The following is a 14,385-nucleotide window of genomic DNA, read 5'->3' as shown; positions in this document are numbered from 1 at the left end:
TATCCTGGGGGCGCGGGTGACCGGTTTTGTAGAATTGCGGGATATCCGCCTCACCTATGGCGGCGGGGAGACCGGCACGCTGGCATTGGACGGGCTGACCATGTCCGTGAAAAAGGGCGAGTTTGCCGCCGTTGTCGGGCCTTCAGGCTGCGGCAAGTCCACGCTGATGAAACTCGCCACCGGTCTGATGCGCCCCAATGCGGGCACGGTGGAAGTGGCAGGCAAGGAAGTCAGCGGCCCGGTGAATGTGGCCGGAATGGCCTTTCAGAACCCCTCCATGCTGCCCTGGCGCACGACCCTCGATAATGTGATGCTGCCGCTGGAAATCGTGCAGCCGCACCGCGCCCGCCTGCGCAAGGAAAAGGCCGCCTATGTGGCCAAGGCCGAGGCGCTGCTATCGCTGGTCGGGCTCAAGGGCTTCGGCGCAAAGTTCCCTTGGCAACTTTCCGGCGGCATGCAGCAGCGTGCCAACCTGTGCCGCGCGCTGGTGCACGATCCGGCCCTGCTGATGCTGGACGAACCCTTTGGCGCGCTGGATGCCTTCACCCGCGAGGAACTGTGGCAGGTGATGCGCGACCTGCATGCGGAGAAGGGCTTCACCACCATTCTTGTTACCCATGACCTGCGCGAGGCGGTCTATCTGGCGGACAGGATCTTCGTCATGAGCGCGAGGCCGGGCCGGGTGATCGTGGAGCGAGAGGTTACCTTCCCGCGTCCGCGGCCCATTGATCTAACCTATGAGGCCGGGTTCAACGACATCGTGCACGAACTGCGCGGCTATATTGCAGAGGCGAGGGCGGCAGCATGAGCGAGCGTTGGATCAAGGCGGCCCCGTGGCTCTGGACCATCGGGCTTTTTCTCATCTGGCAGGCTGCCTGCAGCATCCTGAAGCTGCCGGTCTATATCCTGCCTTCGCCAATGGACATCTACGCCGCCACGGTGAAATTCTGGCCTGCCATCTGGAAGAACTCGCTGCAGACGCTTTTCACCACTGTTCTCGGCTTCGCGCTGGCGGTGGGGGCGGCTTGCTGCTGGGCCTTGCCATCGGCTGGAGCCGGGCGATCTATGCCGGGCTCTACCCGCTGATGATCGGCTTCAATTCGGTGCCGAAGGTGGCAGTGGTGCCCATTCTGGTGATCTGGTTTGGCATTGGCACTGTTCCGGCCGTGCTGACGGCCTTCCTCATCGCCTTCTTTCCGATTGTCGTGAATGTGGCGACGGGCCTTGCGACCATCGAGCCTGAGATGGAAGACGTGCTCCGGGCGCTGGGCGCGCGCAAGATGGACATCATGCTCAAGGTCGGCATTCCGCGCTCGATGCCCTATTTCTTCGGCTCGCTGAAGGTGGCCATTACTCTGGCCTTCGTCGGGTCGGTGATTTCCGAGACAGTGGCCGCCAATTCTGGCCTTGGCCACATGATGCTGGCAGCGCAGTCGCAGTTCAACGTGCCTCTGGTCTGGGCAGGGCTGGTGGCGCTCGCGGTGCTGGGCATCGTCATGTATGCCATCATGGCCTGGCTTGAGATGCGCATGACCGGCTGGGCGCACAGATCTGGTTCGGCGCGGGCCTGACGTGAATTTGCAATCTTAAAATGCCATTGATCATATGACGTAACGGCATACGGGCGGCAGGTTGATTCCGCCCGTTTTGCGTTGCCGGAGGACAGCTTAAATCCTAACCCGGCTGTGCATTAACGCTTGACGCCTCAAGGCTTTACTGTGACGTTTCGGTGCTGTCATATTGGGTGTGGCCGGAGTTTCATGAAACTGTCACAAAAGAGAATCCGAACTGACATGCTGATGCTCTAAGGCGCATGTCTGAAGCCTTCGCTGCAATGAGCGAAGGGCGGCGGCAGGGCCGGGGTGGTGCAGCAGGGCTGCCTCCCCATGGCCCTTGAGAGATCCGGGCGCTGGGCCTGAGGTCCGCTGCCGCAGCAAACGGGTTCCCTGGCCAAAGGCCAAGAGGGCGACTGGTTGACACCGGTGGGGCAATGTCTCCGCCGGAACAGTGAGGAGAAGCGAATGAGCATGAAAAAGACACTTGCTGCAGCGGTGAGCCTGGCGGCTCTCATGCAGGCCACTGCCGTGAACGCGCAGTCGATGGAAGAGATCATCGAAGGTGCCAAGAAGGAAGGCATGCTGACCACGATCGCTCTCCCGCATGACTGGTGCGGCTATGGCGACATCATCGCGTCCTTCAAGGAAAAGTACCCCTTCCTGACCGTCAACGAGCTGAACCCGGATGCCGGTTCCGCCGATGAGCTGGAAGCCGTGCGCGCCAACAAGGGCAACACCGGCCCGCAGGCCCCGGACGTTCTGGACGTTGGTCTCTCCTTCGGCCCGCAGGCCAAGGCTGAAGGCCTGATCCAGCCGTACAAGGTTTCCGTCTGGGATCAGATTGCTGATGACGTCAAGGACGCCGATGGCTACTACTACGGCGCTTATTATGGCGTGATGTCCTTCATCGTGAACAAGGACCTCGTCGCCAACACCCCGGCTGAATGGGAAGACCTGCTGAAGCCGGAATATGCCGGTCAGGTGGCCCTCGCCGGTGATCCGCGCGCGTCCAACCAGGCAATTCTCGGTGTTCTCTCCGCGGGCATGGCGCAGGGCGCCAAGGCTGGCACGGAGTCGGGCGAAGCCGGTCTCGAGTTCTTCAAGAAGCTGAATGACGCCGGCAACTTCGTTCCGGTCATCGGCAAGGCAGGCACGCTGGCCCAGGGCACCACGCCGATCATGGTGATGTGGGACTACAACGCCCTGACCGCACGTGACACCCTGAAGGGCAACCCGCCGGTCGAAGTCGTCGTGCCGACCAAGGGGACGCTGGCTGGCGTCTACGTTCAGGCCATCAGCGCCTACGCGCCCCATCCGAACGCTGCCAAGCTGTGGATGGAGCACATCTTCTCCGACGAAGGCCAGAACGGTTACGTGAAGGGCTACTGCCACACCGCCCGCTTCAACCAGATGGTTGCCGAGAAGAAGATCCCGCAGGATCTGCTGGACGCCCTGCCGCCGGCTGGCCCCTATGAAAAGGCCTACTTCCCGACCATCGAAGAGCAGAACGCCAACAAGGAAGCTGTTGTTGGCGGCTGGGACAAGGTCGTTGGCGCCAACGTTCAGTAAGAACGTCTGACGCGTGAGATTGTCCGGTCCCGGCTCAGTTGCCGGGGCCGGTTCTCCGCATTCCGGGCCAGTTACCTGCGTGTGGCTGGCATGCGTTTCACAAGGCGACCTCGGGGGCTCAGCCTTATGACGAAACCGACAAGGACAAGTGCGTTCCGATTGAATCTCAATTGGCTCGGCCTTGCTCCCTTCACGCTCTTTGCGTTCCTGTTCCTGATCCTGCCAGCCTTGCAAATCGTGCTGGGTGCGTTCCAGACACCCGATGGCAGTTTCACCCTTGAAAACATCCGTGGCCTGAACACAGACTCCATCAAGTCTTCCTACTGGGTGTCGATCCAGCTCAGCCTCGTGACCTCGCTACTGGGTTGCCTGATCGGCTTTGCCATGGCGTCTGCGGTCATCCTCGGCGGACTGCCTGCACGGGTGCGCTCGGCGCTGATGACTTTTTCCGGCGTTGCGTCCAACTTTGCGGGTGTGCCTCTGGCCTTCGCCTTTCTGGCGACCCTCGGGCCTGTTGGCCTTGTCACCATGTGGCTCAGGACCGAATTCGGCATCAACCTGCGCGGGCTTGGCTTCAACCTTCTGTCTTTCTGGGGACTGGTGGTCGTCTATCTGTTCTTCCAGATCCCGCTGATGATCCTGATGATCGCACCGGCGCTGGATGGCCTGAAGCGCGAGTGGAAGGAAGCGGCGTCGATCCTGGGCGCGACCACGGCGCAATACTGGCGCATGGTGGCTATACCGATCCTGTTCCCGTCGTTCCTCGGCACGTTTGCGCTGCTTTTCGCCAATTCCTTCGGCGCCATCGCAACGGCATTCGCGCTGGCCGGGCCGCAGTTCAACATTGTGCCGATCAAGCTGTTTGCGCAGATCCGCGGCGACGTTCTGGGTAATCCGCATCTGGGCTATGCGCTCGCCTTCGGCATGATCGTCATCACCGGCGTTGCCAACGGGCTCTACATCTGGCTGCGGGTGCGCAGTGAAAGGTGGCTCAAGTGAACCGTCTTCTCGCCTGGGGCATGCTCCTTCTCGGCTGCATCTTCTTCGCCCTGCCGCTGATCGGCATGACGGAGTTCAGCCTGCGGATGCGGCGCGCTGCTTATTCCTTCGATGCCTATGTGGCCGTCCTTGCCGACCCGCGCTTTCAGGAGACTTTCGTCTATTCGGTCTCGATGGCGCTGGCGACGATCATTGCCGGTGTTCTGCTGGTGGTGCCGACGGCCTTCTGGGTGCGGCTGAAGCTGCCCGCTGCCCGGCCATGGGTGGAATTCATCACCCTGCTGCCGCTGGTGATCCCGGCCATCATCGTGGTCTTCGGCTACATCCGGCTCTACAACACCTCGTCCTTCCTGCCGCTGACGGGCAGCATCTGGGGCACCAACATCCTGCTCATGTGCGGTTATGTGATGCTGGCGCTGCCCTACATGTACCGTGCGGTGGATACGGGGCTCAGAACCATCGACGTGGCGACGCTGACGGAAGCGGCCATGAGCCTTGGTGCCGGATGGACGACGATCCTTTTCCGCGTGATCCTGCCCAACGTGCTGATCTCGGTGCTTTCGGGGGCCTTCCTGACCTTCGCCATCGTCATCGGCGAATTCACCATGGCAGCGCTTCTGAACCGTCCGGCCTTCGGACCCTTCATGGCAAGCCTTGGCGTCAACCGTGCCTATGAGCCGGCGGCGCTGGCGGTGATCGCCTTTGCCATCACATGGGGCTGCATGGCGCTGATCCAGCTGGCCGCCCGCTTCTCCAAACATCTACAGGCTCGACGCTGATGGCTTTTCTCGAACTCAAGAACCTGCAAAAGTCCTTCGGGCTCAACACCGTCGTCAAGGACTTCTCCTTGTCCGTTGGCGCCGGTGAATTCATCTCGCTTCTGGGGCCTTCGGGTTGCGGCAAGACGACCGTGCTGCGCATGGTCGCCGGTTTTGAAACGCCGACATCCGGCACAATCGAAATCGGCGGGCAGGATGTCACGAATACCAAGCCGAATGCCCGCAACATCGGCATGGTATTCCAGGCCTATGCCCTGTTTCCCAACATGACGGTGGCGCAGAATGTCGCCTTTGGTCTGAAGATCAAGCGCGTGCCGAAAGCCGAGACCGATGCCCGTGTGGCGGAGATGCTGAAGCTGATCGGCCTTCCGGATCTGGGCGGGCGTTATCCGTTCCAGCTGTCAGGTGGCCAGCAGCAGCGCGTGGCTCTGGCTCGTGCGCTTGCGCCGAGCCCCAACGTGCTGCTGCTGGACGAGCCGCTGTCGGCGCTTGACGCCAAGATCCGCGTCAGCCTGCGCAACGAAATCCGCGAGATCCAGAAGGAACTGGGCATCACGACCATCTTCGTCACCCATGACCAGGAAGAGGCGCTGTCCATGTCGGACCGTATCGTCGTCATGTATGGCGGCGTGGCCGAGCAGGTGGGCAATCCCTTCGAGATCTACAGCCACCCGAGAACGCGGTTCGTTGCCAATTTCGTCGGCACGCTCAACACGTTCGAGGCGAAGGCTGTGGACGGGGAGAAGGGCATCATCAGCCTTGCCGGGCGTGAAATCACCTTGACGGAAGGCGGCCTTGCTGCCCGCAAGGATGAGGCACTCTCTGTAGCGCTGCGGCCCGAGGCCCTGCATCTGGGCCGAGGTACTGAGGATGACGTTCTTCTGCCAGCCACGGTGGAGGATGTGCATTTCATGGGAGCTATCATCCGCCTGAAGCTGGATGTGGCGGGTACGAAAGTGTCGCTCGACACCTTCAACCGCAGCGATGCTCCGCCTCCGTCTGCAGGCTCCACGATCGAAATCGGCTTCGCCTCGCGCGACCTGATCGTGCTGCAGGGGTAACAGAACTTGACCTTGGGCCACCGGATGGCGGCCCAAGGTGCTCTCGCAGTGCAGGTGATCAGGCGCGGGCAAAGGCCAGCAGGTCTGGGTTGATCACCTCGGGATGGGTCGCGAAGGGGGCATGCGAGAGGCCCGGATAGGTCTTCAGCGTTCCATTCTTCAGAAGCTTGATGGCCTTGTGTGCAGAGTTGGAGATCGGGACGATCTGGTCATCCTCGCCATGCATCAACAGGACCGGGATGGTGAGGGCCTTCAGGTCTTCGGTGAAGTCGGTCTCCGAGAAGGCCTTGATGCAGTCGTAATGGGCCTTGGCGCCGCCCATCATGCCCTGTCTCCACCAGTTCTGGATCTGACCCTGGCTGACCTTGGCGCCCTCCCGGTTGAAGCCGAAGAACGGCCCACTCGGGATGTCGAGGAAGAACTGTGCGCGGTTGGCAATGAGGGCTGCGCGGAAGCCGTCGAAGACTTCGAGCGGGATGCCGTCAGGATTGGCTTCGACTTCACCATCACCGGCGGAACCGCACCGATCAGGACAGCCTTTGCGATGCGGCCCTTTTCGGCACGGGCGGCGTAACGTGCCACTTCACCGCCACCGGTCGAATGGCCGATGTGGATTGCGTTCTTGAGGTTCAAGGCGCGGGCCAGCTCAACCACGTCATTGGCGTAGGTATCCATATCATTGCCGGTGTCCGTCTGGTCGGAGCGGCCATGGCCGCGGCGGTCGTGGGCGATGACGCGGTAGCCCTGCTCCAGGAAATACAGCATCTGATTGTCCCAGTCGTCGCCGGACAGCGGCCAGCCGTGATGGAAAACAACCGGCTGGGCGTCCTTCGGGCCCCAATCCTTGTAGAAGATGTTGGTTCCGTCCTGCGTTTTGATCGTAGCCATGGTCAATGCTCCTTGTGCCTGGGCGCTCGTGGCCCGGTTCAGTATCAGAAGGGCGGCTCCTGCTGCCCCGGTGGAAAGAAGAGTTCGCCGTGTGAGGTCGAAGGTCATTGCGATCCCTTTCTGTCTGGCATGGACAAGCTACGCCGTAGCCGGTAGGAAAGGGCGTGGCGAAAAAGACATTTGACGGGGCAAAACGGACAATGATGCAGGCGCCTGCGCTCGTGGCCGAGATCGGCCTTCTGATCTATCCGGACTGCCAGCTTGCTGCAGTCTACGGGCTGACGGACCTGTTCCGTATTGCGGGCGAGTGGACTGGTGAACCGCCGCGCGGCATCCGTGTTTCTCACTGGCAGGCAAGCGAAGCAGGGGTGGAGCCCGTGTGGGACAGTCATCCCGGCGAGCCGCACCGGTTGAGCCACGTGATTGCTCCACCGAGCCTGATCATGCCGGACCGCATGGCGCAAATGCCAACGGCCGCGCGCTGGATGAAGGAGCAGCACAGGTCCGGGACGACGCTCTGCTCGGTCTGTGCCGGTGCGTTCGTTCTGGCTGAGACCGGGCTGATTGACGGACGCCGCGCCACGACGCATTGGGCCTTCGCTCAACAGCTGGCGCAACGGTTTCCCAAGGTGCACCTGGCCGACGAGAACATGGTGGTCGACGAAGGGGACATCATGACGGCCGGAGGTATTCTTGCCTGGGCCGATCTGGGGCTGACGCTGGTTGGACGGCTGCTGGGGCCTGCGACGATGCTGGCCACGGCCAGATTTCTGCTGATCGAGCCGCCTCGTCAGAGCCAGCGTCCGTTTGCGCAGTTCATACCGCGGCTGGACCATGGCGACGATGCGATCCGGCAATGCCAGCACCGGATCCATGCCGAGGCTGCCAGCCTGCAAGGTGTCACCGGTCTTGCCGCCACTGCGGGCATGACAGCACGTACCTTTCTGCGCCGCTTCTCCGCTGCTACAGGGCTGTCTCCCGTCGAATACCTGCAGCAGGTCCGCATCGCCAAGGCCCGGGAGGCTCTGGAGCGCACATTGACGCCTGTCGACCGGATTGCGTGGGATGTCGGCTATTCTGACCCGGCAGCTTTTCGCAAGGTGTTCCAGAAGCTCACAGGCCTGCCACCTGCCGCCTACCGCCAGCAGTTCGGCATCGCCTCAGAGGGCCCCTGGAAGGGCGCAAGTGTGAGAGCTCAACGCTTTGAGATCATCCAGTTGAGGATGAGGCGCCAGTCGGTCATGCGGATCGGGGTGCCGTGGGTGCCGGTCTCGAACAGGGCGAAGCGAACCGGGTAGCCGGGGGCCTTCGCGCGGATCTGCTCGAAGAACTGAACCTGTTCTTCCCAGTTGTAGACCTTGTCCCAGCTGCCGTGCCCCATGTAGATGGGCAAGCGCAGGGCCGGATCCTTCAAGATGCGGCTGCTGAAAATGCCTTCGTCCTTGGGCGCGCCGAAAAACAGCAGGCCCGAGAGCTTGCGTGCCGTGGCTGGGGATTTTGCAAAGTTCCAGCACAGGATGCCGCCCATGGAGCCGCAGGCAACGAAGATCTTTGCGCCCGGTGAGTTGGCGGCATAGGCGTCGATGATTGCTTCCACATCCTTCGTGCCTTCTGCGCCGAAGTCTGTGAAGTCGGGGGTGATGTAGACGCCGCCGTTGCGGGACATCAGGTTCTTGATGCGGTTGAAGTTGCCGCCGAAAGTCAGGTCGTTCATGCCCTGAAAGCGATTGCCGCCCTGACCGTGGACATAGATGACAACAAACGCCGCGCCGCCATCGGTCTTTCCGGCAGCCATATATTTCACCGCCCGGCCATTGGCCTGCAGTTCCATGTCTTCCTGGCTGCTGCGCGGATGATAGGAAACATAGTTGCCCCAGACCTCGCGCTCCGGCTCCTTGTCGCGCTGGTGAATGTCGCGTGCCTTGTCATAGGCGACGACTTCAAAATCGCCATCGTGATAGCTGTTGAGCAGTCCCGGGTAGGCGAAAAGGTCATCCTTGTAGGGAGCCAGCGAGCGGGCCGCTGCAGGGGCAAGGGAAAGGCTTGTGGCCACAAGAAGGGCACTCAGCCCGGCAAGGAAGCGGGAAGGTCTTGCGTTCATTGCGGCATCCGGTTGAGAGCGGCGCTGTATCCTCCACGCCGGCTGAAATTGCGGAAGGCGTCTGACATACAGCTCATGGTGCCAAGAGATAACGGCGGGGGAGGGGCCTGACAAACGATTAATGGCAGTTTTGAACACGCAGCCGCTTCGCCAAGGAACACTTTCCAGTTTGTTTGTGCCGTCCAGATGACGAGATTGATTCTCGCTGATGCCGGCAGTTACTGTTCTATCTGCCAATGTTGTTTGTGCCTGATGTCTGTCAAACTTGCTGAATTAAGTGCGCATTAATTGCAGTAAATTGCATTTTGCAGGGCGGTTATGAATTTGTTAACCATGGAGTAATGTAATCGCTCCTGGGAGAGGCAGCCTGCAAGGCGCCAGCTGCCGCAGATCCAGGAGAGACCAGATGCCCGTTATTTCCTTCGCAAATGCCAAAGGCGGGGCCGGCAAGACGACAGCAGCATTGCTGCTCGCCACGGAGATCGCCGAGAGGGGGCAGACCGTCACCATCTTTGACGCTGACCCGCAACGCTGGATCTCCACCTGGTCGGATCTGCCGGGGCGCCATGCCAATATTTCGGTGCAGAGCCAGCTTACGCCCGCGACGATCACGGAACAGATCATCGAGGCATCTGCCGCTACCGATTACGTGATCGTTGATCTGGAGGGCACAGAGAACCTGCTGGTTGCCAATGCCTTGTCTGTATCCGATCTGGTGGTGGTGCCGATCCAGGGCTCGTCCATGGATGCAAGGGGCGGGGCCAAGATCCTGCGCCTTATCGCCAAGCTGGAAGAGATCGTCCGTCACGACATCCGTCACTGCGTCGTGCTGAGCCGTACCAATGCTGCCGTGACGACGCGTGCCCTCAAGGCCGTGCAGGATCATCTCGCGGTGAGCGGAATTGACGTGCTCATGACCGCGATTGTCGAGCGGGCGGCGTACCGCGACATGTTTGAATTCGGCGGCAGTCTCGCATCGCTTGATCCCAAGCTGGTAACGAACCTCGACAAGGCGCGGGACAACGCTGCCCAGTTCGCAGCGGAAGTGCTGGAGCGTGTAGAGGCCCGCCAGCAGCGCCGCTGGTACGACTGGTTCCGCAAGGCGTCCTGACCGCTTGCCGATGGCAAGATGAAATGAGGCCCGGCTGGAACAGGCCGGGCCGCTCTGCAGACCGGGTGCCATTGGCCGGGATGGACGAACCTCACGCCATGCGCCGCGCCACGATGAAATGGCAGGGCGGGCTGGCCGGAAAATCGCCTGTCTCCAGGATTTCAAATCCATGTGCTTTGACCCGGTCCTCAAGAAGCTTCCGGGATAGAAAAAGCACATGCGGGGCCTTGCCTGCGAGCTTCATCAAGCCCAGCACGGGCCGGAGCAAACGATAGGGTGAATCTGACAGACAGACGGTTTTGGAGATGAACAGCCCTCCAGGACGGACCCGTCTGCCAAGAGCTGACAGAGCTGCCTCAAGATTACGCGACAGGTGCAGGGTATTGAAAGCCATGACCGCATCGAAGGGGCCTTCCGGCAGGCTGTCATCATCGAGTGCGGCAACCTCGAATGTGAGGTTGGCCGGCGCATCTGGATCCGCAAGCTTTTGTCTTGCGATTGCAATCATGGCGGCAGAAATATCCGTGCCCAGAATGTGAGCCGCTGCTCCTGCGAGGTGCAAGGCGGTCGTGCCGGTGCCGCAGCCGACTTCCAGCACACTGGCATGAGGCGGCAGGAAACTGCGCGTTCTTTCGAGAGTGTATTCGTAGGATCTCACGTCCTTGATGGGGGAGCGCGCATATTTCTCCGCCGCCCTGTCCCAAAACCTTGCGTCACTGCTCATCTGCTGTCCCTGCGTGCTTGTCTGACTCCTTGGTAGATCCATACGGAAAAAATTGAAATTGCGGTTTCATGTAATCATGATATGCAAAAATGCATGAATTGGTCAAAACTCGCTTTCGACTGGAACCATGCCCGTGCGCTGGCCGCGGTGGCGGATTTCGGCTCTCTTTCTGCTGCTGGCAAGGCGCTTGGGCTTACCCAGCCGACTGTCGGCCGCCAGATTGCCGCATTGGAGCAGGAGCTTGGCCTTGTTCTGGTGGAGCGGACGGGGCGCACGCTCGTCCTGACGGAAACGGGCAGGCAGATTGTGGAAGCGGCCCGGTCAATGGCGGAAGCAGGCCTGCGGCTCAGTCTCTTGGCCTCAGGTCAGGCTCAGGCCGTGGCCGGGCCGGTCAGCATCTCGGCCTCAGACATGTTTGCCCATTATCTGCTGCCGCCTGTCCTGCGCCATCTGCATGCCATTGCGCCGGGCCTGGAAATCGAGCTGATCTGCTCCAACGAAATCAGCGATCTGAAGCGGCGCGAGGCAGACATCGCCGTCCGTCATGTCCGGCCGGAGGGGAGACCTGATCGGGCGACTGTTACGGCACACGAGCGCCCATCTTTACGCCGCGCGTAGCTTTCTTGATCAGGCAGGGCGTCCGGAAACGGCCGCTGCTCTGACCGGTCAGCCTTTCGTCGCGTTCGGCAACAAGGCTGAAATGATCAGGTATCTGAAGATGTTTGGCATCCAGGCGGCTGAACGGGACCTCCGTTTCAGTTCGGCCAGCGGCACAGCCGCCTGGGAAGCGGTGCGTCATGGATTCGGGTACGGCTTCATGGCTGTTGATTTCATCCCCTTCGCTCCGGAGGTCGAGGTGGTACTGCCCGATGAAATCAGCATCAGCTTTCCGATCTGGCTGGTCACGCACCGTGAGCTCCACACCAGCCCCCGGATCCGGCTTGTATTCGATGTCCTGGCAAAGGCATTGTCAGCCCAGCCGGAGCTGCGCTGACTGCCCCCTCACGCCCCTCCCTGCCAGACCTTGATGGCCTCCAGCGGGTAAAGCAGCATGATCACGTTGAGGGTCAGGTTGTCGCGAATGACCCAGAGAGCGATCAGCTCGAAGGCGATGGCGGTGGCAACGGTGAGCCAGACCGGCATGCGGGCAGCAAACCAGAAGCCTGCGAGCATCCAGAGGATATCGGCGATTGAGTTCAGCACGCTGTCGCCGGTGTAGCCAACGGCAATAGTTGCTTCGCGGTAGCGGTCGATGACCCAGGGGCTGTTCTCGACGATTTCCCAGGAGGCCTCGATGACGATGGCGAGCAGTGCCTTTTCGCCCAGCGGACGGCTGCGCATCACAAGCCATGCCAGAGCAAAGAACAGGAAGCCGTGGATGATGTGTGATGGGGTGTACCAGTCGGCAATGTGCTGGGACGAGCCTGAGACATCGCTGGCAGGTGTCCAGAACTTGACGTAGCCGCATTCGCAGATGGGAATCCGGCCCATGGCGAGCAGGATTGCGGCGGTGGCGGCCAGAAGAATAAGGCCGGTAATGAAAGACGCACGTGCGGACAAATGGCTCTCCTGTTGAAACTGCCCATATCATCCTTAGCTGCAGGCGCCTGCGCTGACCAGAGGCGCTGCAAGATGGCATGGCGGCAGGGCCGGGAAGCGGCGGGAAAGCCTTATTCTGTGCTGGCATTCTGGCGCTGCTGGCTCTATGACCTTGCGCCAATGACAGACCCAGCCGGCTGAAGCCTGCGGCCTGGCGCCCACGCGCTGCCTTGTCCGCCCATGCTTCGCCTGTGCCCCGCCTCTCGCCTAGGAGCCGACCATGACCGCCCCCTATCTGACCCGCCGTACCTTTGCGATCATCTCGCATCCGGACGCCGGCAAGACGACGCTGACGGAAAAGCTGCTCCTTTCAGGCGGCGCCATTCGGGCAGCCGGTCAGGTGCGCGCGCGCGGAGAGCGCCGCCGCGCCCGGTCCGACTGGATGAAGATCGAGCAGGAGCGCGGCATCTCGGTGTCTTCGTCCGTGATGACCTTCGAGCGCGGCGGCATCATCTACAACCTGCTCGACACGCCGGGTCACGAGGACTTTTCCGAAGACACCTACCGCACGCTGACGGCGGTGGATGCGGCGATCATGGTGATCGACGCGGCCAAAGGCATTGAAACCCAGACGCGCAAGCTGTTCGAGGTCTGCCGCCTGCGCGACATTCCGATCATCACCTTCGTCAACAAGATCGACCGTGAAGGGCGCCATGCGCTGGAGATCCTCGACGAGGTGCAGGAGGCGCTGGCGCTTGACGTTTCGCCAATGACCTGGCCGGTGGGCATGGGTTCGGATTTCTTCGGCATCTACGACTGGCAGCGCAAGACGTTCCAGACATCCTCCGGCGAACGCGGAGGCCCCTACGCCCGCACGCTGGAGGTGTCCGGCCTGGAAGACCCGGTTCTGAAGGATTGGGTGTTTGACCGGATCATGGGTGAGCTGGCGGAGAATGTTGAGCTTGGCGCGGAAGGCTATACCCAGTTCGACCGGGAAAGCTTCCTGGAGGGGCATCTGACGCCGGTGTTCTTCGGCTCTGCCCTGCGTGACTATGGCATTAACGATCTTCTTGACTTCATCGCCGAATACGCTCCGGCACCCCATTCGCAGGCGGCGACAGGCGGGCGGACAATCAGCCCGGACGAGCCTGAGGTGACGGGCTTCGTCTTCAAGGTGCAGGCCAACATGGACCCCAAGCACCGCGACCGCATCGCCTTCGTGCGTCTTTGTTCAGGCACCTTCAAACGCGGCATGCGGCTCAAGCATGTACGTGCGGGCAAGAGCATTGCCGTTTCGGCGCCAATCCTGTTCTTCGCCGAGGAGCGTGAAATCGCGGATGAGGCATATCCCGGCGACGTGATCGGTGTGCCGAACCATGGCCAGCTGCGCGTGGGCGATACGCTGACGGAGGGCGAGGAAATCCACGTCACCGGCCTGCCTGCCTTCGCTCCGGAAGTGCTGCGCCGTGTACGCCTGTCTGACACCATGCGCGTCAAGCAGATGCGTCAGGGCCTTTCGGATCTTGCGGAAGAGGGTCTGGTGCAGATTTTCAAGCCGGATCTTGGCTCGAACTGGATCGTCGGCGTCGTCGGCATGCTACAGCTCGACGTGGTCGTTGACCGCCTAAAGAACGAGTATAGCACTGAAATCGGCTTCGAAACCGTACCCTATACGACGGCGCGCTGGATCGAATGCGAGGATCCGGTGAAGCTGCAGAAGTTCATCGAGGCCAACCGCATGAGCGTCGCTCTCGACCGTGATGACAAGCCAGTGTTCCTGTTCAAAAGTGGCTGGGAAGTCAATTACGTAGGGGAAAAGAACCCGGATATCGGTTTCCGTGAGACCCGCGAGATTGTGCACAGTGCCTGAATGTTGAACTGACCGCCGGAAAGGTTGAGCCGCGGTTTCGGTGGCAACTTGAAATGTATTATATTGTTATAACTGCCAGTTAGAATGAAATGAGAAGATAAGGTTGTCGTAACGTCTATCGCGCATCATCTCATGCGGTGTGGTCCGTTCACACGTGCACCAAAGAGGGGTTGCGGGATGCGTGTTTC

General features: G+C 61.0%; 11 protein-coding genes and 3 pseudogenes. 10 read left to right on the top strand and 4 right to left on the bottom strand.

All coding sequences use genetic code 11. The annotated features are described in order from the left end of the window. Window positions 1–16: 16 nt before the first annotated feature. The 6 genes and pseudogenes from ACQB61_RS13300 to ACQB61_RS13275 all read left to right on the top strand — a co-directional run bounded on the left by ACQB61_RS13300 (window position 17) and on the right by ACQB61_RS13275 (window position 5,964). The gene (locus ACQB61_RS13300) at window positions 17–808 is read left to right on the top strand and encodes an ABC transporter ATP-binding protein (RefSeq protein WP_430513003.1); all 792 of its coding nucleotides are present in this window, start codon (window positions 17–19) and stop codon (window positions 806–808) included. After that, window positions 805–1,571 (top strand): annotated as a pseudogene (locus ACQB61_RS13295) (ABC transporter permease). Before ACQB61_RS13300 ends, ACQB61_RS13295 begins: the two are co-directional and overlap by 4 nt. Before the next feature lie 498 nt (window positions 1,572–2,069). After that, window positions 2,070–3,125, top strand: coding sequence for an ABC transporter substrate-binding protein (locus ACQB61_RS13290; protein ID WP_430514370.1), 1,056 nt, complete (start codon window positions 2,070–2,072; stop codon window positions 3,123–3,125). A gap of 126 nt (window positions 3,126–3,251) precedes the next feature. Beyond that, on the top strand, window positions 3,252–4,124 hold the full coding sequence (locus ACQB61_RS13285; RefSeq protein ID WP_430513002.1) for an ABC transporter permease: 873 nt from the start codon (window positions 3,252–3,254) through the stop codon (window positions 4,122–4,124). Further along, window positions 4,121–4,903: an ABC transporter permease gene (locus ACQB61_RS13280; RefSeq protein ID WP_430513001.1), complete on the top strand. Its 783-nt coding sequence runs from the start codon at window positions 4,121–4,123 to the stop codon at window positions 4,901–4,903. The genes ACQB61_RS13285 and ACQB61_RS13280 overlap by 4 nt, the downstream gene beginning before the upstream one ends. Next, complete coding sequence (locus ACQB61_RS13275) at window positions 4,903–5,964, top strand: ABC transporter ATP-binding protein (RefSeq protein WP_430513000.1); 1,062 nt, start codon at window positions 4,903–4,905, stop codon at window positions 5,962–5,964. The genes ACQB61_RS13280 and ACQB61_RS13275 overlap by 1 nt, the downstream gene beginning before the upstream one ends. Before the next feature lie 58 nt (window positions 5,965–6,022). On the opposite strand, the pseudogene ACQB61_RS13270 reads toward ACQB61_RS13275, so the two are convergent. Further along, window positions 6,023–6,852, bottom strand: a pseudogene (locus ACQB61_RS13270) (alpha/beta fold hydrolase). Between the two features lie 164 nt (window positions 6,853–7,016). On the opposite strand from ACQB61_RS13270, the gene ACQB61_RS13265 reads away from it, so the two are divergent. After that, window positions 7,017–8,150, top strand: a complete 1,134-nt coding sequence (locus ACQB61_RS13265; RefSeq protein ID WP_430512999.1) for a GlxA family transcriptional regulator — start codon at window positions 7,017–7,019, stop codon at window positions 8,148–8,150. Here ACQB61_RS13265 and ACQB61_RS13260 read toward each other — a convergent pair. After that, window positions 8,048–8,953, bottom strand: a complete 906-nt coding sequence (locus ACQB61_RS13260; RefSeq protein WP_430512998.1) for an alpha/beta hydrolase family protein — start codon at window positions 8,951–8,953, stop codon at window positions 8,048–8,050. The two genes, ACQB61_RS13265 and ACQB61_RS13260, sit on opposite strands and share 103 nt — an antisense overlap. A gap of 406 nt (window positions 8,954–9,359) precedes the next feature. Between ACQB61_RS13260 and ACQB61_RS13255 the strand changes: the two genes are divergently transcribed. Continuing rightward, window positions 9,360–10,064, top strand: coding sequence for an AAA family ATPase (locus ACQB61_RS13255; RefSeq protein ID WP_430512997.1), 705 nt, complete (start codon window positions 9,360–9,362; stop codon window positions 10,062–10,064). Between the two features lie 91 nt (window positions 10,065–10,155). Here ACQB61_RS13255 and ACQB61_RS13250 read toward each other — a convergent pair whose 3' ends face one another. Next, window positions 10,156–10,788: a class I SAM-dependent methyltransferase gene (locus ACQB61_RS13250; RefSeq protein WP_430512996.1), complete on the bottom strand. Its 633-nt coding sequence runs from the start codon at window positions 10,786–10,788 to the stop codon at window positions 10,156–10,158. An 81-nt stretch (window positions 10,789–10,869) separates the two neighbouring features. Here ACQB61_RS13250 and ACQB61_RS13245 point away from each other — a divergent pair. Continuing rightward, a pseudogene (locus ACQB61_RS13245) lies at window positions 10,870–11,782 on the top strand (LysR family transcriptional regulator). An 8-nt stretch (window positions 11,783–11,790) separates the two neighbouring features. Here ACQB61_RS13245 and ACQB61_RS13240 read toward each other — a convergent pair. Then, entirely contained in the window at window positions 11,791–12,348 is a 558-nt protein-coding gene (locus ACQB61_RS13240) for a DUF2585 domain-containing protein (protein WP_430512995.1), read from the bottom strand. A gap of 259 nt (window positions 12,349–12,607) precedes the next feature. Between ACQB61_RS13240 and ACQB61_RS13235 the strand changes: the two genes are divergently transcribed. Then, window positions 12,608–14,197 carry a peptide chain release factor 3 gene (locus ACQB61_RS13235; protein ID WP_430512994.1) on the top strand — a complete coding sequence of 530 codons (1,590 nt, stop codon included), beginning with the start codon at window positions 12,608–12,610 and terminating at the stop codon, window positions 14,195–14,197. The last annotated feature ends 188 nt before the right edge of the window (window positions 14,198–14,385 follow it).

The organism is Pannonibacter phragmitetus, assembly GCF_050510895.1.
Taxonomy (GTDB): Bacteria; Pseudomonadota; Alphaproteobacteria; order Rhizobiales; family Stappiaceae; genus Pannonibacter; species Pannonibacter phragmitetus_B.
The sequence above is the reverse complement of the archived record's forward strand: the minus strand, read 5'-3'. Positions and strand labels throughout refer to the sequence as shown.